The following is a 22,029-nucleotide window of genomic DNA, read 5'->3' as shown; positions in this document are numbered from 1 at the left end:
AGGCTGGCCGGAACAGGAAGTCCACTAACGGCGACGCAGAAGAGCCCCGGTCTCGATTTCGATCCCGAACGGGTCGGCGGCGGTAAGCGTCTCGCCGTCCTTCGCGATCGCATGCTCGACGTAGTGCTGGCCGTCCAGGCGGAGCAGCCGCAGCGCCACCGAATCCGGCCGCTCCGCTTCGACGAGGAGATACCAGGGGATCCGCGCCGCGGCGTAGAGCTGCATCTTCAGCAGCCGGTCAGTGCCGGCGTTACCTGGTGAGACCACCTCGCCGGCCAGCACCACGTCCGCCGCGTCGATGGTCGTGACGTCCTCGATCGGCGTCACCACGAGGTCGGGAATGAAGATGCGGCCACTCGCCAGGCGAACATTCACCGCCTCGTAGACCCAGAGGCCGGCCGTGTCGGCCGAGGCATCGACCAGATTCGCCAGCCGTCGGGATATGTGCTGATGGCGCGTGGTGGGCGCTGGGCTCACCAGCAGGCTCCCGTCGAACAGCTCGATCCGATTGGTGGTCTCGCCGATCGCGAAGTATTCATCTTCGGTCCACGGCCCGAGATGATCGAGGACGGCAACACTCATCGGCGACTCACCTCCCAACCGAATCCTGTCACAAGCGTGGCACGCTCGTCGCTCATGCCGGCATGATCCCGCCTCTCCGCCCAACCTCGCCAATCCCCGCCGCGGGCCGGTTGAACAGTCGCCATGCCTTGAACAGGAGGTCGATGAGGCTCACGGCGACGATGATGGCGATCCAGAAGATGATGGCGATCCAGAACTTGCACGACACCTTGCGCGGACGCCGCGCCAAGTAGCCAGATCACTAGTACGCCGATGACACCGAGCCGCACGAAACGGCGGGTGTCGGCCTGGTCGATGACGGCGAGTGGCCGCCCGTACCGGGCTGCCACCTCGGCCGGGCGGCCGAAAGCCCGCAGTCTCGCGATCGGATTCTCGCTGCCGTCCAACTCGTCCCGCAGCAGTCCAGCACGAGGGGTAACGTGGGTAGCCGATTGGGTAGGAAGCCGGTAGGATCTCGAGTATGAAGGTAAGCGTCAGTCTGCCGGAGGACGATGTCGCCTTCGTCGACCGGTACGCCCACGAGCACGGCACCACCCGCTCGGCCGCCATCCACGAGGCGGTCGAGATGCTGCGCCACCGGGACCTCGCCGCAGACTACGAGGCGGCGAACGACGAGTGGATCTCCAGCGGTGAGGCCGAGATATGGGACGTCGCGACCGGCGACGGCCTGCGATGAGGCGCGGCGATGTGTTTCTCGCCGATCTGAGCCCGGCCCTGGGATCGGAGGCGGACAAGCGGCGACCGGTGATCGTGGTGAGCAACGACGCGGCCAACCGGAGCGCGCTGTCCCGGGGCCGTGGAGTCGTCACGGTCATACCGGTCACCAGCAACACGACCCGGGTCTATCCCTTCCAGGTCACATTGCCCGCGAAGGAACCGACCATCGGACTGTCGGTCGACTCGAAAGGCCAGGCCGAGCAGATCCGGTCGATAGATGTCTCCCGTCTGAGCCGTCGCCTCGGCGCGCTGCCACCAGCTCTACTCCGCCAACTCGACGACGCCCTCCGCCTGCACCTGACATTGTGATCATGGCCGAGTAGGCGAGCCGGAGCCACGAGTCAACCAACGGCGACGCCCGGATAATTCGGTGGGATCGGGTTGGTGGGCGGCGTAGGGTGATAGGTCGCTCGACGGCCGGGGTGAGCGCACCGCACCGGACGTCCCGCGCCGGGGTGCCGGCCATCCGCCCCCGGACACGCGAGCGAGCCGCGGTTGACCCGGTGAGGACGTCAGCGTGCCCGACCTCGATCTCGACACCGACCTCGACCGGGAGCGCGAGCATCTCGCCGCCTCCCGGGCCGCCCTGACCCGGATGCGCCAGCGCGCCCAGGCACTGTTCGCCACCGGCGACAAGGTGGCCGGCGACGCGTACACCGCCGAGCAGCTCGGCCGGCATCTGTCCCAGCGGGTCGCCGAGCTGGCCGACCGGCCGGACACCCCGCTCTTCTTCGGCCGGCTGGACTTCGGCGGCGGCGAGCACGCCGGCCGGCGCTACCACATCGGCCGGCGGCACGTCACCGACGAGGCGGGCGAGCCGATGGTGCTGGACTGGCGGGCGCCGGTCTCCCGCTCGTTCTACCGGGCCAGCGCCCGCGAGCCGGAGGGGGTCGGGGTTCGCCGCCGGTTCGGCTTCAACCGCGGGGAGATCACCTCGTTCGAGGACGAGCACCTGGACCGGGGCGAGGAGTTGGGCACCGCGTCGCGGATCCTGACCGCCGAGATCGAACGGCCCCGGGTCGGGCCGATGCGCGACATCGTCGCCACCATCCAACCCGAGCAGGACGTGCTGGTCCGCGCCGACCTGGCCGAGTCGATCTGCGTCCAGGGGGCGCCGGGCACCGGCAAGACGGCGGTCGGGCTGCACCGGGCCGCGTACCTGCTCTATCTGCACCGGGACCGGCTGCGCCGCTCCGGGGTGCTGGTGGTCGGGCCGAACCGGGCCTTCCTGTCCTATATCGCGGCGGTGTTGCCGGCCCTCGGCGAGGTGGAGGTCTCCCAGGCCACGGTGGCGGATCTGGTCGGTGCCGCCGGGGCGGTCGGGGTGGACGGGCCGGTGACCGAGGCGCTCAAGCACGACATCCGGATGGCCGAACTGCTGCGCCGTGCGCTGGCGGCGGGGATCGGCGAGCCGGTCGAGCCGATCGTGGTGCCGGACGGCTCGTACCGCTGGCGGATCGGGGTGGAGCCGCTGCGCCGGCTGATCGCCGAGACCCGGACCGAGCCGGTGCCCTACGCGACCGGCCGGGACCGGGTGCGGGCCCGGGTGGTGGGCCTGTTGCAGCGGCAGGCCGAGTCGCGGCGGGGCGATTCGCCCGGCGACGCCTGGCTGCGCCGGATGGCCCGCTGCCGGCCGGTGACCGATCTCCTGGACGCGGTCTGGCCGGCCGTCACCCCACCGGCGCTGGTGTACCGGCTGCTTTCCGACGCCGACGCGCTGGCGGCCGCCGCCGGTGACCTGTTCACCGCCGAGGAGCAGGCCGCGCTGCGCTGGCCGCGACCACCGCGCAGCGTCAAGTCGGCCCGGTGGAGCGCCGCCGACGCCCTGTTGATCGACGAGGCGACCGGGCTGATCGAGCGGACCGCCAGCTTCGGGCACGTGGTGGTCGACGAGGCCCAGGATCTCTCCCCGATGCAGTGCCGGGCCATCGCCCGGCGCAGCGAGCACGGGTCGATCACCCTGCTCGGGGACCTGGCGCAGGGCACCGCGCCGTGGGCCGCCACCGACTGGCGCGACTCGCTGCGGCACCTTGGCAAGCCGGCGGCCCGGGTGGTGCCGCTGACCACCGGGTTCCGGGTGCCGGCGGCGGTGGTCGAGTTCGCCAACCGGCTGCTGCCCGCGCTCGCCGTCGACGTACCGCCGGCCCGGTCGCTGCGCCGCGACGGCGCGCTCGACATCCGTACCACCGATGACCTGGCGGCGGCGACGGTGGCCGAGGTGCGGGCTGCGCTGGGCCACGACGGATCGGTGGCGGTGATCGCCGCGGACGCGGCGGTCGAGGAGTTGCGGGCCGCGCTGCGCGGTGCCGGGATCGAGTTCGCGGCCGCCGACGATCCGACGGCCGCGGCGCGCGTCACGGTGGTGCCGGCCAGCCTGGTCAAGGGCCTGGAGTACGACCACGTGGTGGTCGTCGAACCGGCCGGCATCGTGGCCGCCGAGCCACGCGGCCTGCACCGCCTCTACGTGGTGCTGACCCGGGCGGTCTCCCGGCTGGCCGTGGTCCACCACGCCCCGCTTCCGGCGCCGCTGGGCTGAACCCGCGCGACGCCGCCCGGCACCGCCGTCAGTGACAAGGGCCACCTGCCCCTACCGGCCAAGTACTTTGCAGCATAAAGTGCTTTGCATGAGCCCGGGAACCGATGACACGCCGCCGGCCGACCCGGCCGCGGCGCTGCGCCTGATCGAGGAGCAGCAGGCCGAGGCGGCCCGTCAACTCCAGCCCGACCTGCGCCTCTACTACTGGCCGTGGGGGGTGGCCTGGCTGGTCGGCTTCGCCCTGTTCTTCCTCCGCTACGGACCCGACGGCCGGATCTTCGTCGACCTGCCGGGGTGGCTCCCGCTGACCGTCCTGTTCACGCTGCTCGGGGCCGCCGGAGCGGTCTCCGGGTACGCCGGCGCCCGCTCCTACGGCCAGATCACCGGCGACTCGAACCGGCGCGGCGGGTGGTACGGACTGGCCTGGTTCCTGGGTTACGCGAGTCTGGTCGCCACGAACGTCCAGCTCAGCGACCACCTGTCCGACGAGTTGACCAGCCTGCTCTGGGCCGGCAGCTCGGTCGGCCTGACCGGCGCCCTGCACCTGGCCGGCGCCGCGATCTGGCTCGATCGGGGACTGCTCTACCTCGGCACCTGGATCACCGTGACAAACATCGTCGGGTTGATCGCCGGACCGGGCTGGCACGCGCTGGTGATCGCGGTCGCCGGCGGCGGCGGAATGCTGCTGTTCGGCACCGTCGCCTGGGCGCGTACCCGGAAACGACCGTGAGCGCGCCCCCGGAGCTCGACCCGGTGATCCACGCCCAGGCCCGCCTGCGGGTGGTGGCGACGCTGGCCACCCTCGCCGACGGCGACCGGATCGCCTTCCCCCGGCTACAGGAGGTCCTCGCCATGACCGCCGGCAACCTCTCGGTGCACCTGCGCAAACTCGAGGACGCCGGCTACGTCGAGGTGACCAAGACCCATCACGGGCGCACCCCGGCCACCCTGCTGCGGCTCAGCCGCCGCGGCCAACTCGCCTTCGAGGAGTACACCGCGGCCGTCCGCGCACTGCTCGACCCGCCCACCGAGAGGAATTAGTCATGATCCTCGCCCGCGCCGACCAGGCCACCCGCCGGTACGGCGACGTCACCGCCCTGGACCGGGCCGACCTGGACGTCCGCGCCGGTGAGCTGGTCGGCCTGCTCGGACCGAACGGCGCCGGCAAGAGCACCCTGCTGAACCTGCTGATCGGGCTGCGCCGGCCGTCCGCCGGCCGGGTCGAGCTGTTCGGCGGCGACCCGCGCGACGCGGTCCGCCGCCGGCAGCTCGGCGTCACCCCGCAGGAGACCGGGCTGCCGGGCACCCTGCGGGTCGGCGAGGTGATCGACTTCGTCGCCGCGCACTACGCCGACCCGCTGCCCCGCGCCGACCTGCTCGACCGGTTCGACCTGGCCGACCTGGTCCGCCGCCAGACCGGTGGGCTCTCCGGCGGGCAACGCCGCCGGCTCGCGGTGGCGCTCGCCTTCGTCGGCCGCCCCCGGCTGGTCGTCCTCGACGAGCCGACCACCGGTCTGGACGTGGCCGCCCGGCACGCCCTCTGGGAGGGCATCCGCGCGTTCCACGCCGACGGCGGCACGGTCCTGCTCAGCAGCCACTACCTGGAGGAGATCGAGGCGCTGGCCAAGCGGGTGGTGGTGCTCGGCCAGGGCCGGGTGCTGGCCGACGACACGGTCGAGGCGGTCCGGGCGATCGTCGGGGTGCACCGGGTCAGCCTGGTCACCGGCGACGAGCTGCCGAAGCTCGCCGGGCTGGTCCGGGTCGAGCGGACCGACGGGCGGACCCACCTGCTGACCACCGACCCCGACCAACTCGTCCGGGACCTGGTCGGTTCCGGGGTCCCGTTCACCGGGCTGGAGGTCCGGCCCACCTCGCTGGAAGAGGCGTTCCTGACCATCACGGCCGTCCCCGACCAGCCGCTCGCCGCAGACCGGAGGTAGTCAGGTGTCCCTCGTCCTCGTGCACGCGCGTTACCAGCTACTGGAGACGGTACGGATCCCGATCGCCCTGGTCGGCAGCGCCTTCTTCCCGGCCGCCTCGATGCTCTTCTTCGTCGTCCCGTTCGCCGGCGGCGACCCCGTCGGCGCGCTCTTCGCGACCGCCTCGATGATCACTTTCGCCATCATGATCAACAACATCTTCCAGTACGGCATCGGGGTGGCCGAGGACCGCGCCCAGCCCTGGGACCCCTATACCCGGACCCTGCCGGCCGGGCCGGCACCCCGGTTCGCCGGCCGGATCCTGGCCGGCCTGACCATGACCTTCATCTCGCTGGTACCGGTGGTGGTGATCGCGGCGGTGGCGACCGAGGCCACCATCACCCCGCTGAGATTCCTGCTCGCCGCCGCCATCGTGCCCGTGGTGGCGATCCCGTTCACCCTGATGGGGCTCGCCATCGGCTACGCGCTGCCGAGCAAGGCCGCCGTGGTCGTCGCCCAGCTCGTCTTCTTCCCGCTCGCCTTCGGCGGCGGCCTGCTCAGCCAACCCGACCAGGCACCCGGCTTCATCGAGACCATCGCGCCGTACCTGCCCACCCGGGGGGCGGTGGAGCTGATGTGGGCGGCCGTCGGCGACTACTCGGTGAACGTCACCTCGCTGACCATGCTCGGCGTCTGGATCGCCGTCTTCGCCGGGCTGGCCGGCTGGGCGTACCGGCGCGACGAGGGCCGCCGGTTCCGGTGAGCCGAACCGGCCCGGCCCGGGGCGAGTTCGGGCGAATGCTGGCGCGGGGTCCGGCGCGGCTGCCACTATCCGCGGAAGGGGCGGCCAGCCGGGTCGCCGGCCAGCCGAGGAGCGATCCGACATGACCGAACCGCCCCCGCCGAAGCCCGTCATCGCCCCCGGCGTACCGAACTGGGTCGACCTGGGCACCTCCGACCTGGCCGACGCCATCCGCTTCTACGCCGGGCTGTTCGGGTGGACGGCGCAGGTGACCCCCCAGCCGGAGGCCGGCGCGTACACCATCTTCCAGCTCGACGGGGTGGCGGTGGCCGGCGCCGGCCCGCTCTTCGGCGAGGGCCAGTCGACCGCCTGGTCCACCTACCTCGCCACCGACGACGCCGACCTGGTCGCCCGGCGGGTCGAGGCGGCCGGCGGCACCGTGCTGACCACGCCGTTCGACGTCCCGGACCAGGGTCGGATGGCCGCCTTCCAGGACCAGGCCGGGGCCGCCTTCTCGGTCTGGCAGCCGCTGGGCATGCCCGGCGCCGGGGTCTTCAACGTCCCCGGCTCGCTGAGCTGGAACGAGCTGACCACCCGCGACCCGGACGGGTCGAAGGTGTTCTACGAGGCGGTCTTCGGGTGGGCGGCCGAGGACCAGCCGATGGGGCCGATCACCTACACCGGCTGGCGGCTCGGCGACCGGGTGATCGCCGGCATGCTGCCGATGGTCGGCGAGGAGTGGGGAGACCTGCCCGCGCACTGGATGGTCTACTTCGCGGTCGAGGACGCCGACGCCGCCGCGGCCCGGGCCGAGGAGCTGGGCGGGACCGTCGCGGTGCCGCCGAACGACCTGCCGCAGGGGCGGTTCGCGGTGCTCACCGACCCGCAGGGCGCGATCTTCTCGGTGATCCGGCTCAACCCGGCCGGGTAGGCCGGACCGGGACGACAAGCGGGCCGTGTTCCCCGTCGACCACCCGCACCCGGGCCCGGTAGTGGAGGGCCAGCAACCGTTCGGTGAGCACCTCCCGCGGCGGGCCACTCGCCACCACCCGCCCGCCGTCGAGCAGCACCAGGCGGTCGGCGTACTCGCCGGCGATGGAGAGGTCGTGCATGGTGGCCAGCACCGTCAGGTCGCCGTCGCGACGCAACTGGTCCACCAGCTCCAGCACCTCCTGCTGGTGTCCGATGTCCAGCGCGCTGGTCGGCTCGTCCAGCAGCAGCAGGGTGGCGCCCTGGGCCAGCGCCCGGGCCAGGAAGACCCGCTGCCGCTCGCCGCCGGAGAGGGTGGCCAGCTGGCGCTCGGCGAAGCCGGCCAGATCCAGCCGGTCCAGCACCTCCCGGACCGCAGCCAGGTCGGCCGCCGACTCGCGGCCCAGCGGCGGGACGTACGGGGTGCGACCGAGCAGCACGTAGTCGAAGACCGCCATCCCGGGCGGCACCACCGGGGACTGGGCCACCGTGGCGACGATCCGGGCCCGGTGGCGGCGGCGCAGCCGCGCGGTCGGCGTACCGAAGAGGGAGACCATGCCCGCCGCGGGCAGCAGGCCGCCGACGGCGCGCAACAGGGTCGACTTGCCGGCGCCGTTCGGGCCGATGACAGTGACCCATTCGCCGGGTTCGACGGTGAGATCGACGCCGTCGAGCACCGGCCGCCCGCCGAGGACGACCCGCAGCCCGGCCAGGCGCACCGCGGCCGAAGGGGTCGGGTTGGCCGTCATGCCAGCGCCCGCTTGGTGGTCCGCAGGACGAGCACGAAGAACGGCGCCCCGAACAGCGCGGTGACCACCCCGATCGGAATCTCGGCCGGGCTGGCCATGGTCCGGGCGACCAGGTCCGCCAGCGCCAGGAACGCTCCGCCGAACAGCATCGACAGCGGCAGGATCGCCCGGTAGCTGGTCCCGGCCAGCAGCCGGACGAGGTGCGGCACGATGATCCCCACGAACCCGATCAGGCCGGAGACCGACACCGCCGCCGCGGTGCCCAGCGAGGCCGCGCCGATCAGCAGGTAGCGGGACCGCTGCGGGTGCAGGCCCAGGCTGGCCGCCTCCTCGTCGCCCACCGACAGCACGTCCAGCTCCCGGCGGTGCAGCAGCACCACCGCGGCGGTGACCGCCGCGTACGGCAGGAGCAGCAGCACGTCGTGCCAGCCGGCGGTGGCCAACCGGCCGAGCGTCCAGGAGTAGACCTCCCGGATGCTGTCCGCGTTGCGCTGCAACAGGTAGGTCTGGCCGGCCGTGAAGAAGGCGGAGACCGCCACCCCGGCCAGGATCAGCGTGGCCGGCGACCGGTCCCGGCCGCCGGCCGCGCCGAGCAGGTAGGTCAGCAGTACCGCCGCCAGCGCGCCGACGAACGCGGCCAGCGGCACGCTCACCGGCAGCTCGGCGGTGACGTCGCCGGTGCTGTCGGCGCTGTCCGGGCCGGCGCCGAGCCGCAGCGAGATCACCGCGGTCACCGCCAGCCCGGCCCCGGCCGCCACCCCGAGCAGGTACGGGTCGGCGAGCGGGTTGCGGAACACCCCCTGGTAGCAGCCGCCGGCCAACGCCAGCATGCCGCCGACCAGCAGCCCGAGGACCACCCTCGGCAGCCGCAGCTCGGTGACGATGGCCGCCTCCCGCTCGGTCAGGCCGCTCTCCAGGCGTACCCCGGGGAGCAGGTCGAGCAGTTCCCGGGCGACCCCGCCCGGTGGCAGGCTGACCGGCCCGAACGCCAGGCCGGCCAGACCCGCCAGCCCGACCGCGAGCAGCCCGACCGCCAGCCACCAGGGCCGCAACCGGGCCACTCTCACGGCCGGTCGCTCACGCCGGCACCTTGGCGACCGCGTCCACGATCGCCCGGACCAGGTCGACCACCCGGGGCCCCCAGCGGGAGGCGATGTCGTCGTCCAGGGCGACGACCCGGCCGTCCCGGACGGCGCTGATCCCGGCCCAGCCGCCGCGCGCGGCGACCGTCTCGGCCGACTGGGCGCAGCACTTGGTGTCGGCCAGGAAGACGAAGTCCGGGTCGGCGGCGATCAGCACCTCCTCGGAGAGCTGCGGGTAGCCGCCGGCCGCCCCGTCGGTGTCGGCCGCGTCGGCGATGTTCGCAAGGCCCACCATGGCGAACAGCGACCCGACGAAGGTCTTGCTGGTCACCGTGTAGAAGGTCGGGTCGAGCTCGTAGTAGTAGGTGAGCGGCTCCGACCGGGTGGGCAGGTCGCCGACCAGCTTGCCGATGTCGTCCTTCATCCGGGTCACCACGTCGGCGGCGGCGTCCCGGTTGCCGGTCAGGGTGCCCAGCTCGTCGAGCTGCCGGTAGGTGTCGTCCAGGGTGACCGCGGCCGACGCCAGATAGACCGGGATCTTGAGCTGGGTGAGTTGGTCGACGACCTTGTTCGTGTCGTTGGCGAGGACCACCAGGTCCGGGTTCTGGGCGGCGATCGCCTCCGCGTTCGGCTGGAAGCCGGAGAGTTCGGTCCGGGGCGCCTCGGGCGGGTAATTGGAGTTGTCGTCGACCGCCGTCACCTGGCCGCCGGCGCCGATCGCGAAGAGCATCTCGGTGGCGGTCGGCGACAGCGAGACGATCCGCTCCGGGCGGGCGTCGAGGGTGACCTCGCCCACCGTCACCGGATAACTGGCGGCGCTGCTGCCACCGGTGGCCGGTTCGCCGGCGGAATCGTCGGCGCAGCCGGCGAGGGTCAGGGCCACCGCCGCGAACGCGGCGGCCAGAATTCTCGGGGTACGTCTCATCGGTCCTCCTGTCGGTCGAGGATCTGGTGCTTCGCCGACAGGGGACACCGCTGCGCGCCGCCCGCCCGCGAGGCGCCCCTCCTCGAGAGCGCTTGTCGCGACCAGTCCGCAGGCGACCTGGCTCGGCCCCCCCGGTCAGAGGGGCATCACAGTTGCGGGACAGCGCCGGATTCGCACCGGCTTCGCTACGGGGTGGTCGGAAGAACGGTAACGCACCAGGTCCCGGCCGATCCGGTCGGCCGGGACCCGGCTGCGTCGCGGGTCGGTTCAGGAACTGGTGATGGTGACGTTGTCGACGGCGGCCTCGACCAGGCTCGCGGTGGCGGCGTCCGCCGCCGACACCACGATCCGGACCGACTGCCCGGCGTACGGGGTCAGGTTCAGGTTGGCCACCGCCCAGCTTCCGTTGCGGTTGGTGGCCGCGCCGGCCTGGCTGAACAGGGTGGTCGTACCGCCGCTGTGCACCACGCTGACCCGCAGGTAGTCGGCGGACGACGAGTTCGAGCCGTGCGCGAGATACCAGGCCAACGAGAGGGTGAGGGTGCCCGAGGAGGGCAGCGCGATGGCCGGCGACTGGGCCGTGGTGACCCCGCCGTCCAGGTCGTAGTCGCCGGCTCCGGAGCCGGCCAGCCGGCCGGTGACCAGGTCGTTGCTGCCGGCGTACGGGGTGAGCTGCTTGGCGCCGCTGGAGTTGGTCGCCTGGGCGGCACCCCGCTCGAAGGCACCGGTGGTGGCGGTGTCGGTGCCGGCCGGGTTGACCGTCCAGCCGGTCGCCGTCTCGAAGGTGTCCGACCAGACGGTGGTGCCGCCGCCGGTCCCGCAGTACTCGGCCTGCTTGCCGATCGCCCGGTACGGGCAGTCGGCGTACTCGCTCAGGATCAGCACCGCGTCCCGGTTGCGGGAGGTCTGGGCGGAGATCACCTCGTCGGGCGGGTAGAAGCCGCCGCCGGAGGCGGACCCGGGGTACATCTCGAAGGTGTACGCCCAGATGCCGTGGGTGGCCCACATCCAGTCGATGCTGCTGCCGTCGGTGATGTAGAGGTCGGAGGACTGTTCCGGGGTGTAGCCGTTGGTGGCCGCCAGCTGGGAGCCGATGGTGGCGAAGGTGTTGTACTGGTCGGCGCTCATCCCGGGTGCGGTGTTGGCGGTGGTGTAGCCGTACGGCCAGAGCACCAGCTGCGAGTAGGTGTGGAAGTCGATGTTGGCCTTGATCTGCTGCGTCCCGCCGACCACCCGGCTGTTGACGAAGTTGCGCAGCGCGCTGGTCTCCGGCGCGGAGAACGCCGACGGGCCGCGGTAGGTGTCCGACGAGGTGGACGACGACGAGCCGCCGCAGCAGCCCCAGTTGAAGCTCCAGTTCCGGTTCAGGTCGGTGCCCACGTAGGACGATCCGCTGTTCGGCTGCCGGTTCTTGCGCCAGGAGCGGTAGGAGCCGGTGGCGATGTCGTACTCGCTGCCGTCGGGGTTGACGGTGGGGATGATCCAGAGTTCCCGGGTGTTGACGACGTTGGTGATCCGGGAGTCGCTGCCGTAGTTGTCGGTGAACATGTTGAGCAGGTAGACGGCCATCTCGACGGTGAGGTGTTCGCGGGCGTGCTGCTGGGAGTTGAAGAGGATCTCCGGCTCGTTCTCGTCGGTGCCGACGTTGTCGGAGATCTTCACCGCCATCAGGTCGCGACCCTCGTACGAGGAGCCGATGCTGATCTTGCGGGCGATGCTCGGGTGGTCGGCGACCACCTTGTTCACGGCCGCGGTCAGCTCGGCGTAGTTGTGGTAGGCCGAGTCGGCGGGTGGGAAGTCGAGGATGCCGACCCCGTCGTCGGACCGGTCGGGCAGCGCCGCGATCGCCTCGAGTTCGAAGCCGAGCGCCTGGATCGCCCGCGCTTCGGCGCCGGTCGCCGAGACGTGCAGGACGCCGTGTTCGGAGTAGTCGATGGCGGCGCCGGTGCGGGCCACCGCGTTGCGGTCGGCGAGCGTACGCGGGCCGAGCACCCGGTACTGGGCGGTGGCGACGCGCTCGGCGCTCTGCTCTGGACTGGGTTGGGCCGCGACCGGGTCGGTCACGATCGTGAACAGTCCGATGGCGACCGTGGTGGCCAGGATGATCGTCCGGCGAAGCGCCGCCGGGCCGGCTGATGGCCGGCTGTCAGGACCGCGATGGGGCATGCAAAACCTCCCGGGGTGGCGGAGGATCCCGCTCTGTGGGGACAGCGCACCACCCCGGGCATGGTCATATCAATAACGGTCACTCTGCGTTCCATGCCAACATGATCGTCACGCCGGCAAAGAGTTACCGCGACGGCGGCGTGGGAGAAGGATTTCGCCGCCGCGATCCACCCTTCAGCGCGAGGTCTGATCCGCGTCCGGGTCCGGCGGCGGCTGATCGTCGCCGGCCAGCGCCGACCGCAGCCGCTCCCGCTCGGCCCGGCGCCGGTCGGCGGCGCCCGCCAACTGCGCCGCCATCTCGTCCCGCCAGCCACGCAGCAGGAAGAACGACAGCGCGGCGGAGAAGACCACCGCGAGCATCAGCTTGAGGAAGATGTTCATCTGGATCGGCCACAGCGCCAGCGCCACCGCCAGGAACAGCCCGATCCGGCCGAGGGTGTACTTGACCGCCGGTTTCACGACTTCTTCTCCGTTCCGCCGGTACCGCCGGCCAGCAACCGCACGCCGGAGAACCAGACCACCGCGTACGCCAGGGTGGCGACCGCGGCGGCCAGCGCCCCGGACCACAGCGGCGCGACCCCGTCCAGCAGACCCGCCGCGAGCAGGCCGGAGGCGATCGCGAGCGCGAACGCGACAAGCGCCGCGGCGATCCGGGCCGGCCCGGACCGCCAGGCCCGGAACTCCTCCACGAAGAGCCAGGCCGGCAGGATCACCGCCAGCCAGCCGTTCGCCCGGCCGAACTCGCCGAGTCCGATCAGGTCGAACACCCAGTCGAAGAGGATCAGCGCGAGCAGGCCGATGACGAAGCCGGCGGCGACCACCCCGGCCAGGTCCGCCAGGCCGACGATCCGTCCGTCGGCGTCCCGGCGGGGGAATCCCGCACTGTTCGTTTCATCAGCCATGACCAGACGAGGGTACGCGACCAGCCGGCCCGTCCGCCCGGCATGCCGGGCGCAACGCGGGTCAGGCCCAGACCTGCTGCGGTTGCGACCGGCGGTCGGCCAGCGACGGCGGCGCGTCGTACTCGCGGACCACCTGGTAGCGGGTGTCCCGTTCGACCGGGCGGAAGCCGGCGTCCCAGATCAGGTGCAGCAGGTCGTCGCGGTGCATGGTGTTCGGGGTGCCGTAGGAGTCGGCGTCGTGAGTGATCTTGTATTCGACCACCGAACCGTCCAGGTCGTCCACGCCGAAGTTCAGCGACAGCTGGGCGACCGACAGCCCGTGCATCACCCAGAAACACTTGACGTGCGGCACGTTGTCGAACAGCAGCCGGGAGACCGCGAAGGTCTTGAGCGACTCGGCCGGCGAGGCCATCGTGGTGCGCGCCTGGATCCGGTTGCGGATCACGCCGTCCGCCGAGTCCACGAAGTCGTGCTGGTAGCGCAGCGGGATGAAGACGGTGAAGCCGCCCGTCTCGTCCTGCAGTTCCCGCAGCCGCAGCACGTGGTCGACCCGGTGCCGGGGCTCCTCGATGTGCCCGTAGAGCATCGTCGACGGCGTACGCAGCCCCTTCGCGTGGGCCAGCCGGTGGATGCGCGACCAGTCCTCCCAGTGGCAGGCGTGGTCGACGATGTGCTGGCGCACCTCCCAGTCGAAGATCTCGGCGCCGCCGCCGGTGAGCGACTCCAGGCCGGCGTCGATCAGCTCGTCCAGGATCTCGTCGGCGGGCAGCCCGCTGATCTTCTCGAACCACTGCACCTCGGTCGCGGTGAACGCCTTCAGCTTCACCGTCGGCAGCGCGGCCTTCAGCTCGCGCAGCACCTTCGGGTAGTAGCGCCACGGCAGCGTCGGGTGCAGCCCGTTGACGATGTGCAGCTCGGTGAGCTGCTCGTCCTGCATCTCCTTGGCCTTGCGGACCGCTTCCTCGATCCGCATCGTGTACGCGGCCTTCTCGCCCGGCTTGCGCTGGAAGGAGCAGTACGCACAGCTGGCGCTGCAGACGTTCGTCAGGTTCAGGTGCCGGTTGACGTTGAACATCACCCGGTCGCCGTTGCGCTCGGTCCGCCGGTGGTGGGCCAACCGGCCCAGCCAGGCGAGATCGTCACTGGCGTAGAGGTCCTCGCCGTCGCGCCGGCTGAGCCGCTCCCCGGCGTACACCTTCTCTTCGAGCTCGCGCTTGCGCCCGACGTCCATGCCAGCCCCTGCCCCTTCCACCGCGGTCCGGCGAGTTTCACCCGCGGTTGCGGCTTTCGAGCCTACGTCGGCCGCCCGGCCGGTGCCGATCTGACCGGCCGGTCAGCGACGCACCTCACCAGGCCAGCCGGGTCGCGACGACCCGGCGTTCATGGAGTTCTCAGGGTCCCGTTACCCGCTACCGCATCGACATCGACGACAGATTGAGGTAAGACAAAGTGGGACGTCGAGCGACACACGATGCGATACCTCGGCCGCGCTGCGGGCGCGGCGTAACAACGCCGGACGGGGAGAACATGGCCCAACGCAGGCACCACCCGAAACATCGAAGTGGAACGATCTCCCCCCGACTACGTCCGGTCCTCTGGTCGGCGATGCTCGCCGCCGCCGGAGCCGTCGCGTTCGCAACCCCCGGGTACGCCGATCCGACGCTGCCCAACACCGTCCCCGACCCGGGCTCCCGGCCGGTGCCGTCCGGCTCGCTGCAACTGCCCGGCGCCACCCCACCGCCGGCCACCAATCCCCTGCCGGCCCCCGTCAACGGACCCCTCGCGGCACAGGTCACCGCGCTGCAGATCGAGGTCGCGACGCTCGCCGACCAACTGCTGGGCCTGGAACAGCAGCAGAACACCACGGCCAGCGCGCTGGCCGCCGCCGACCAGACCCTCCGGCAGGCCCGGCAGGCGCTGGCCGCCGCCCAGCAGTCCGCCGACGACGCGGCCGGCGAGGCACTCAAGGACGCCGCCGCGCTACCCCCCGGCGCGTTCGGCTCCGACCTGCACGGGCTGGGCTCGCTGAGCCGGATCGAACGCGGCGAACGCAGCGGCGGCGACACCACCGGACCGGCCCGCGAGCTGAACCGGGCGCGGGCGGCCGAGCAGGCCGCGTACCAGGCCTTCGTCACCGCCCAGGCGCAGGCCGACGCGGCCGACGCGCAGTTCGCCGCCGCCCAGGGCAACTTCCGCAAGCGGGAAGACGCGCTGGAGAAGCTGCGCCGCGACAACCGCGACAAGCTCATCGAGATCGAGCGCCTCCAGGAGGAGGCGGAGGGCCGCCTCGGGGCGACGATCGGGATCGACGGCATCGACGGCATGGCCGCCCACCCCCGGGCGCTGGCGGCGGTCTCGTACGCCCTGGCCCAGCGGGGCGACCCGTACCTCTGGGCGGCCGAGGGGCCGGACCGGTTCGACTGCTCGGGGTTGATGTGGGCGGCCTACCGGTCCAAGGGCGCCGACTACCGCCAGCTGCCCCGGGTCGCCAAGGACCAGTACTACGCCACCCGCGGGCGGTCGGTCGACCGGTCCGCGCTGCTCCCCGGCGACCTGATCTTCTTCGCCTCCGGGAGCCACTGGACCACCATCCACCACGTGGGCATGTACGTCGGTAACGGACAGATGGTGCACGCACCGCGCAGCGGTGACGTGGTGAAGGTTTCCAACGTGACCTGGTCCCGGTTCTACCGCGCGACCCGGATCTTCGGCGCGATTCCCGCCCCGGACACCCCGCCACCGACGAACCCCGGCCCGACCAACCCGGGCCCGACCAACCCGGGCCCGACGACGCCGCCGCCGACCACGCCACCGCCCACGACGTCGCCGCCGACCACACCGCCGCCGACCACGCCACCCCCCACGACGCCGCCGACCACGCCGGCGCCGACCGACCCGCCCACCACGCCGGCGCCGACCACGCCGCCCGCCACGCCAGCGACGACGCCACCGCGCACGCCCGAGTCGTCGACCGAACCGACACCGTCGGACGGGGCGGAATCCTCGTCGGCGCCGACGCCCGACGCCACCCCGGAGACCTCGCCCTCCGGCACCTCGCCCTCGGCCAGCGCGGACTGACGGCCGGCGGCATCGGCCCTCGACTGTGCCTCGCGTTCCGGGATGTGGCACGGTGAGACATGAAGCACTCTCCGGCCGGCGCCACCGGCTGAGGGCTGGCGCGGGAGGCGAAGCGTGGGCGACGAACGGGATCCAGATCAGGTCCGGCACTCCGACCGGAGCGTCACCATGACCGGAAGCACCAGCCCTTCCGGGGATTCGCGGACCAGTCCCGCCGACGCGGACGGCGTGGATGAGCTGCCGCCGCCACCGCCGGTCGGGACGGTGTTGCCGGCCGGGCGGCCGGCCGAGGAGCTGCCGGCCGCGTACGAACTGCCACCGCCACCCCCGGCCGGTGCGCTCTGGCCGGATTTCGGGACCCCCACCGAAGCGGACCCGGACAACGCCGAGCCCGAGGCCCGCCCCGCCGAACCGGCCGCGAAGCCCATGGAAACGGCCGAGCCTGGAGCAAAGCCCCTGGATCCGGCCGAACCGGAAGTGCAGCTCCCGGAAGCGGGAGAGCCGGGAGTGAAGCCGCTGGAGTCGGCCGAGCCGGTGGATGTGGCGGGGCCGGTCGCGGGGGTGGCCGCGCCGACGGGCGGGGCCGCCGTCATCCGGGGCCGGGCCGTGCCGACCACCGGCGCCGCGCCGACCGCCGAAGAACTCGCCCAGGCGCGGACCGGCGCGACCTCCGGCACCACCTACCGGGCCGGCCAGGCGGAAGCTGCCGGAACCGGGGCGCCCTCGGCAGTTCCGCAACAGCGGAGTCGGCCGGCAACCGGTGAGGCTGCCTCGGCCTGGTCGGCATTTGCCAGCGCCTGGCAGGACGGACCCGCTCCGGAGAACGCCGAGCCCGGCATCGACGATGGATTGCCGGAGCCGCCGCGGGCACCCGCGACGGAGCCGGACCCGGCATCCGCCGGGGAACCGGCCGCGCCGACCACTTCGGAGGAGGTGGCCCCGGCGACGGTCGCCGAACCGGTCCAGCCGGTCTACACCCTGCCGGCTCAGGAGCGGGTCGGCCGGGCCGTGACGGTGGCGCGGGCCCGGGTCTCCGTACCCGGTCAACGCCGCCCGACCGCGGCGGAGGCCGCCGCGGCCTCCGGGGCGCCGGCCGCGCCGGCGAAGGTCTACCGCGGGGCGGAGCCGGTACCGACCAGCCCACCCGATCCACCGCTGCCACCCGAACCGGTCGCCCCGCCCACCCCGGCCGAGCCGCCGCAGCCCGACGCGCCGGCCCCGCCCGGTCCGGGACCGGCCCCCGATCCGTTCCCGGCGGTCCCCCCGCCACCCACGCCGCCGGCCCCGATCCCGCCCGAGCCGACCCCGGAACCGGAGCCCGCGCGGCCGACGCCGCAGCCGGTGCCGCCGGTCCCCCCGTCGCCCATCCCACCTGTCCCGGCACCGATTCCGCCCGGACCGCCGCAGCCGATGCCGCCGACGCCCCCCGGCCCGGCTCCGGCGCCGCCGTTCCCACCGCCGCCGATGGGGGCGGTCCAGACGTCCGGACCGCCCGGACCGGCCAGCGCCCCGGCCCGGTGGGCCAGCGACCGGGACAGCTTCGACCGCCGCCCCGAGGACGCCGGACTGCCGGCCTACTCGCTGCCGCCGGTGGCCGCGCCGACCAGCGCACCGCCGGTCGGCCACCCCGGCCACAGCCAGCCAGGTAGGCCCGCCAGCCACGCTGAGCCCGCCAGCCACAATCAGCCCAGCAGTAACACCCAGTCCCCCAGCCACAGCCAGCTCGGTGTCCAGAGCCCGTCGGGTGCGCGACCGACGGCAGCCGCAGAACCGGTGCAGTCGGCGGGATACCGCGACTGGGCGCGCGACCAGCAGCCGGGGACCGTCTACGGCGGGCCGGTCGGGCACCTCACGGTGGCGTTGCCGGCCGGCAACCCGGTGGAGAACTCCGGCTCGCTGACCGGGCACATCCTGGCCCAGGGCTGGTCGGACACGCCGACCCCGACGGCCAGCACGGCCCGCGTGGTGATGGTCCTGCTGATCGGCCTGGGCATCCTGGTGGCGGTGGGGCTAATCGTCGTCTTCGCAGCCGGCGACGCGTTCAGCTCGCTCTTCGACGGGCTGCTCAACAGCTGACCGGAGGGCGGTCGGACGGTCCGACCGGGGTGACCCTGCCCACTGCGGCTTGCCGGCGGTGGTCGTCGCCGCAGACACCCGTACACTTGTGGGGTTCACCGACCTGGCGCGCGGAGCCGCGCGCCCCTGGGCGATCTTGCGGGCGATTCGGCGGCGACCTCTGTCGCGGCGGGCCATCGCGAAGATGCGCCCCGCTTGAGAGGCACACTTGACGACCTTCGCTGACCCCAGCACGTTCCCATCCGTCTTCGACGCACCGGTCGACCCCGACCTGGCCGTCGACGCTGACCCGACCCTCGACCCGGCGACCCCTGATCGGGCCACCTTCGCCGAGTTGGGCGTTCCCCAACCGCTCGTCCGCGCCCTCGACCGGGCCGGCATCACCAGCCCGTTCGAGATCCAGCAGGCCACCGTCCCGGACGCCCTGGCCGGCCGCGACGTGCTCGGCCGGGGGCAGACCGGCTCGGGCAAGACCCTGGCGTTCGGCCTGCCGGTGCTGGCCCGGCTGGCCGCCGGTGGGCGGACCCGGTCGCTGCGCCCACGGGCGCTCATCCTGGTGCCGACCCGCGAACTGGCCATGCAGGTCAACGACGCCTTGGCGCCGCTCGGCCGGGCGATCGGGGTCTCCCTCAAGACCGCGGTCGGCGGGGTCCCCTACGACCGGCAGATCGACGCCCTCCGGCGCGGGGTCGACGTCATCGTCGCCACCCCCGGCCGGCTCGGGGACCTCATCTCGCGCGGCGTCTGCCAGCTCGACGACATCGAGGTGACGGTCCTCGACGAGGCCGACCAGATGGCCGACATGGGCTTCCTGCCGGACGTCACCGAACTGCTCGCCAAGACCCCGGCCGGCACCCAGCGGCTGCTCTTCTCGGCCACCCTGGACAACGACGTCGACACGCTTGTCAAGCGGTTCATGACCGATCCGGTGACGCACTCGACGGCGCCGCCGACCGCCACCGTGTCGACGATGGACCACCACCTGCTGTTGATCCCGCCGAACGACAAGTTCGCCGTGGCCGCCTCGATCGCCGCCCGCGCCGGCCGGACGATGATGTTCGCCCGGACCCAGCTGGGCGTCGACCGGCTGGTCGAGCAGCTCGCCGCGGTGGGCGTGCGGGCCGGCGCCCTGCACGGCGGCAAGACCCAGCGGGTCCGCACCCGCACCCTCGCCGAGTTCAAGGAGGGTCGGACCAACGTGCTGGTCGCCACCGACGTCGCCGCCCGCGGCATCCACGTCGACGGGGTCTCGTTGGTCGTCCACGTCGATCCGCCCAAGGACGCCAAGGACTACCTGCACCGGGCCGGCCGCACCGCGCGGGCCGGCGAGTCGGGCGCCGTCGCCACGCTGGTCCTGCCGAAGCAACGGCGCAGCACGTTGGCCATGCTGGTCAAGGCGGGTGTCGAGCCGGCGGAGACGCGGGTCCGCTCCGGCGACGCGGCGCTGGCCGAGCTGACCGGCGCGCAGGCACCCAGCGGCGTACCGGTGGTGGAGGAGCCGGTCCCCGCCCGGCGTCCGGGCCGGTCCGGCTACGACCGGCCCCGGCCGGAGCGCCGCTACGGCGGCGACCGTGGCCAGGGTTTCCGGCCCCGCGGCGAGCGTGGCCACGGCGACCCGGGGCATCCGGAGCGGGCCGGGGAACGACGGTTCGGCGACCGGCCCCGCACCGAGCGCCGCTACGGCGAGCACTCCGGCCGCGGTGACCGGCCCGGGGACTGGCGTTCGGGTGACCGCCGGTTCGGCGGTCACCGGCCCACCAGGGCGCGCTGATCATCCAGCGGGCCGGCCGGCGACGCCGGTAACGTCGACCACATGGCGACGATGCCGAAAACGCTGTTCTGGGTCCGGACCGACTCCCCCGGCGCGGAGCAGGCCTTGGTCGACGACCGGCAGGGGCTCTCCGCGCGGGGCACCGCGCTCGCCGTGGAGCCGGTGCCGTACACCTGCCGGTACGAGCTGCGCACCGATCGGGAGTGGGTCACCTCGCGCCTGGAGGTGACCTGCGAGGGCGCCGGCTGGCTGCGCAGCCTGCGGCTGGAACGGGCCGCCGGGCGGTGGCGGGCCAGCACCGCCGAGCAGGGTGACCTGTCGGCGGCGTTGACGGCCGCCGGTCGGGTCGACGCCGGCCTGCCCGGCACCGAGGACCCGGACCGGCTGGCCGCCGCGCTGGATGTCGACCTCTCCGGTTCGGTGCTGTTCAACACGCTGCCGGTCCGGCGGCTCGGACTGCGCCAGGCGGCGGCGGGTAGGGCGTACCCGATCGAGGTGGCCTGGGTGCTGCTGCCCAGCCTGGCGGTGGTGCCGGCCGAGCAGCGTTACACCGCGCTCGACGGGGGCGGGGTGCGGTTCGAGGTCGAGGGGTTCTCGGCGGACCTCTCCCTGGACGGCGACGGATACGTCATGCACTACCCCGGTCTGGCCGAACGCGCCGGTCCTACCCCACGCTGAGCCGGGCGGCGGCCGGGCCGGGTCAGGGCGCCGGGCGCCACCGTCCGGTGGCCAGGAAGCCCTCGATCGTCTGCAGGTGCGATGTCGGGTCGAGTCCCTGCCCGGCCAGCCACTCGTCGGAGTAGTACGTGTCGGTGTACCGTTCGCCGCCGTCGCAGAGCAGGGTGACCACCGAGCCGTTCTCACCGGCGGTACGCATCTGCGCGATGAGCCCGAACGCGCCCCACAGGTTGGTGCCGGTCGACCCGCCCACCCGCCGGCCCAGCACCGCCGAGGCGGCCCGCATGGCGGCGATCGAGGCCGCGTCGGGCACCGGCACCATCCGGTCGACCACGGCCGGCTGGAAGGACGCCTCCACACTCTGCCGGCCGATCCCCTCGATCCGGGAGCCCCGGTCGGTGGTCACCGACCAGTCCCCGTCCCGCCAGGCCGGGAAGAACGCCGAATTCTCCGGATCGACGACGCAGAGTTTGGTCGGCAGCCGCTGGAAGCGGGCGTACCGGCCGATGGTGGCGCTGGTGCCGCCGGTGCCGGCCCCGACCACGATCCAGGCCGGCACCGGATGCCGTTCCAGGGAGAGCTGGGCGTAGATCGATTCGGCGATGTTGTTGTTCCCCCGCCAGTCGGTGGCCCGCTCGGCGTAGGTGAACTGGTCCATGAAGTGCCCGGCCCGATCCTCGGCCAGCCAGCGGGCCTCGACCACCACCCGGGCCGGGTCGTCGACCAGATGGCAGCGGCCGCCCTGGAACTCGATCAGGGCGATCTTCTCCGGTGAGGTGGAGGCGGGCATGACCGCGATGAACGGCAGTCCAAGCATCCGGGCGAAGTACGCCTCGGAGACGGCCGTCGACCCCGAGGACGCCTCCACGATCGTGGTGCGCGGCCCGATCCAGCCGCTGCAGAGGCCGTACAGGAAGAGCGACCGGGCCAGCCGGTGTTTGAGGGAGCCGGTCGGGTGGACGGACTCGTCCTTGAGGTACAGGTCGATTCCCCACTCCCGCGGCAGCGGGAAGGGGAGCAGGTGGGTGTCGGCGGAGCGGTTGGCGTCGGCCTCGACGGCCGCGATCGCGTCGATCACCCAGGCGCGGTCCACACCGTCGAACCGGTCCACGTGTTCCATGCCGGCAAAGGTAACAA

At 72.8% G+C, this 22,029-nt stretch carries 22 protein-coding genes and 1 riboswitch; of the genes, 12 read left to right on the top strand and 10 right to left on the bottom strand.

Annotated features, from left to right (window positions below):
• Window positions 1-24: 24 nt before the first annotated feature.
• Both O7627_RS01310 and O7627_RS01305 read right to left on the bottom strand, forming a co-directional pair.
• The gene (locus O7627_RS01310) at window positions 25-582 is read right to left on the bottom strand and encodes a Uma2 family endonuclease (RefSeq protein WP_278091664.1); all 558 of its coding nucleotides are present in this window, start codon (window positions 580-582) and stop codon (window positions 25-27) included.
• Between the two features lie 52 nt (window positions 583-634).
• On the bottom strand, window positions 635-811 hold the full coding sequence (locus O7627_RS01305; protein ID WP_278091663.1) for a hypothetical protein: 177 nt from the start codon (window positions 809-811) through the stop codon (window positions 635-637).
• 231 nt (window positions 812-1,042) lie between these two features.
• Between O7627_RS01305 and O7627_RS01300 the strand changes: the two genes are divergently transcribed.
• From O7627_RS01300 to O7627_RS01265, 8 genes are all read left to right on the top strand, one after another.
• On the top strand, window positions 1,043-1,258 hold the full coding sequence (locus O7627_RS01300; protein ID WP_278091662.1) for a ribbon-helix-helix domain-containing protein: 216 nt from the start codon (window positions 1,043-1,045) through the stop codon (window positions 1,256-1,258).
• On the top strand, window positions 1,255-1,608 hold the full coding sequence (locus O7627_RS01295; RefSeq protein ID WP_278091661.1) for a type II toxin-antitoxin system PemK/MazF family toxin: 354 nt from the start codon (window positions 1,255-1,257) through the stop codon (window positions 1,606-1,608). Before O7627_RS01300 ends, O7627_RS01295 begins: the two co-directional genes overlap by 4 nt.
• A 208-nt stretch (window positions 1,609-1,816) precedes the next feature.
• A complete protein-coding gene (locus O7627_RS01290) occupies window positions 1,817-3,835 on the top strand; it encodes an AAA family ATPase (protein WP_278091660.1) in 2,019 nt (672 codons plus the stop codon).
• An 88-nt stretch (window positions 3,836-3,923) separates the two neighbouring features.
• Window positions 3,924-4,565, top strand: a complete 642-nt coding sequence (locus O7627_RS01285; protein ID WP_278091659.1) for a transporter — start codon at window positions 3,924-3,926, stop codon at window positions 4,563-4,565.
• Window positions 4,562-4,876, top strand: a complete 315-nt coding sequence (locus O7627_RS01280) for a transcriptional regulator (RefSeq protein ID WP_278091658.1) — start codon at window positions 4,562-4,564, stop codon at window positions 4,874-4,876. The genes O7627_RS01285 and O7627_RS01280 overlap by 4 nt, the downstream gene beginning before the upstream one ends.
• A gap of 2 nt (window positions 4,877-4,878) precedes the next feature.
• Window positions 4,879-5,775 carry an ABC transporter ATP-binding protein gene (locus tag O7627_RS01275; RefSeq protein WP_278091657.1) on the top strand — a complete coding sequence of 299 codons (897 nt, stop codon included), beginning with the start codon at window positions 4,879-4,881 and terminating at the stop codon, window positions 5,773-5,775.
• Window positions 5,776-5,779: 4 nt separating this feature from the next.
• Window positions 5,780-6,517, top strand: a complete 738-nt coding sequence (locus tag O7627_RS01270) for an ABC transporter permease (RefSeq protein ID WP_278091656.1) — start codon at window positions 5,780-5,782, stop codon at window positions 6,515-6,517.
• 121 nt (window positions 6,518-6,638) lie between these two features.
• Window positions 6,639-7,427: a VOC family protein gene (locus O7627_RS01265; protein ID WP_278091655.1), complete on the top strand. Its 789-nt coding sequence runs from the start codon at window positions 6,639-6,641 to the stop codon at window positions 7,425-7,427.
• On the opposite strand, the gene O7627_RS01260 is transcribed toward O7627_RS01265, so the two are convergent.
• The 7 genes from O7627_RS01260 to mqnE all read right to left on the bottom strand — a co-directional run bounded on the left by O7627_RS01260 (window position 7,411) and on the right by mqnE (window position 14,520).
• On the bottom strand, window positions 7,411-8,214 hold the full coding sequence (locus O7627_RS01260) for an ABC transporter ATP-binding protein (protein ID WP_278091654.1): 804 nt from the start codon (window positions 8,212-8,214) through the stop codon (window positions 7,411-7,413). The genes O7627_RS01265 and O7627_RS01260 overlap by 17 nt on opposite strands.
• Window positions 8,211-9,281 (bottom strand): iron ABC transporter permease, encoded by a 1,071-nt coding sequence (locus tag O7627_RS01255; RefSeq protein ID WP_278091653.1) that lies wholly within the window; start codon window positions 9,279-9,281, stop codon window positions 8,211-8,213. The genes O7627_RS01260 and O7627_RS01255 overlap by 4 nt, the downstream gene beginning before the upstream one ends.
• A gap of 10 nt (window positions 9,282-9,291) precedes the next feature.
• Window positions 9,292-10,221 carry an ABC transporter substrate-binding protein gene (locus O7627_RS01250; protein WP_278091652.1) on the bottom strand — a complete coding sequence of 310 codons (930 nt, stop codon included), beginning with the start codon at window positions 10,219-10,221 and terminating at the stop codon, window positions 9,292-9,294.
• An 89-nt stretch (window positions 10,222-10,310) separates the two neighbouring features.
• A riboswitch (cobalamin riboswitch) is annotated at window positions 10,311-10,452 on the bottom strand.
• A 36-nt stretch (window positions 10,453-10,488) separates the two neighbouring features.
• Complete coding sequence (locus O7627_RS01245) at window positions 10,489-12,387, bottom strand: M14 family zinc carboxypeptidase (protein WP_278091651.1); 1,899 nt, start codon at window positions 12,385-12,387, stop codon at window positions 10,489-10,491.
• Window positions 12,388-12,561: 174 nt separating this feature from the next.
• The gene (locus O7627_RS01240) at window positions 12,562-12,846 is read right to left on the bottom strand and encodes a DUF4229 domain-containing protein (protein ID WP_278091650.1); all 285 of its coding nucleotides are present in this window, start codon (window positions 12,844-12,846) and stop codon (window positions 12,562-12,564) included.
• The gene (locus O7627_RS01235) at window positions 12,843-13,289 is read right to left on the bottom strand and encodes a hypothetical protein (protein ID WP_278091649.1); all 447 of its coding nucleotides are present in this window, start codon (window positions 13,287-13,289) and stop codon (window positions 12,843-12,845) included. The genes O7627_RS01240 and O7627_RS01235 overlap by 4 nt, the downstream gene beginning before the upstream one ends.
• Before the next feature lie 61 nt (window positions 13,290-13,350).
• Window positions 13,351-14,520, bottom strand: coding sequence for an aminofutalosine synthase MqnE (gene mqnE / locus O7627_RS01230; RefSeq protein WP_278091648.1), 1,170 nt, complete (start codon window positions 14,518-14,520; stop codon window positions 13,351-13,353).
• 296 nt (window positions 14,521-14,816) lie between these two features.
• Between mqnE and O7627_RS01225 the strand changes: the two genes are divergently transcribed.
• The 4 genes from O7627_RS01225 (at window position 14,817) to O7627_RS01210 (ending at window position 20,892) form a co-directional block, all read left to right on the top strand.
• Complete coding sequence (locus O7627_RS01225; protein ID WP_278091647.1) at window positions 14,817-16,367, top strand: C40 family peptidase; 1,551 nt, start codon at window positions 14,817-14,819, stop codon at window positions 16,365-16,367.
• 168 nt (window positions 16,368-16,535) lie between these two features.
• A complete protein-coding gene (locus tag O7627_RS01220) occupies window positions 16,536-18,443 on the top strand; it encodes a hypothetical protein (protein WP_278091646.1) in 1,908 nt (635 codons plus the stop codon).
• 208 nt (window positions 18,444-18,651) lie between these two features.
• On the top strand, window positions 18,652-20,214 hold the full coding sequence (locus O7627_RS01215) for a DEAD/DEAH box helicase (RefSeq protein WP_278091645.1): 1,563 nt from the start codon (window positions 18,652-18,654) through the stop codon (window positions 20,212-20,214).
• 51 nt (window positions 20,215-20,265) lie between these two features.
• Complete coding sequence (locus O7627_RS01210) at window positions 20,266-20,892, top strand: putative glycolipid-binding domain-containing protein (protein WP_278098106.1); 627 nt, start codon at window positions 20,266-20,268, stop codon at window positions 20,890-20,892.
• Between the two features lie 22 nt (window positions 20,893-20,914).
• Here the strand turns inward: O7627_RS01210 and O7627_RS01205 are convergent, their stop codons facing one another.
• Window positions 20,915-22,012 (bottom strand): PLP-dependent cysteine synthase family protein, encoded by a 1,098-nt coding sequence (locus O7627_RS01205; protein ID WP_278091644.1) that lies wholly within the window; start codon window positions 22,010-22,012, stop codon window positions 20,915-20,917.
• Window positions 22,013-22,029: the final 17 nt, after the last annotated feature.

Origin of the sequence: Solwaraspora sp. WMMD1047 (genome assembly GCF_029626155.1) — a bacterium.
In the GTDB taxonomy this organism is placed as follows: domain Bacteria; phylum Actinomycetota; class Actinomycetes; order Mycobacteriales; family Micromonosporaceae; genus WMMD1047.
The sequence above is the reverse complement of the archived record's forward strand: the minus strand, read 5'-3'. Positions and strand labels throughout refer to the sequence as shown.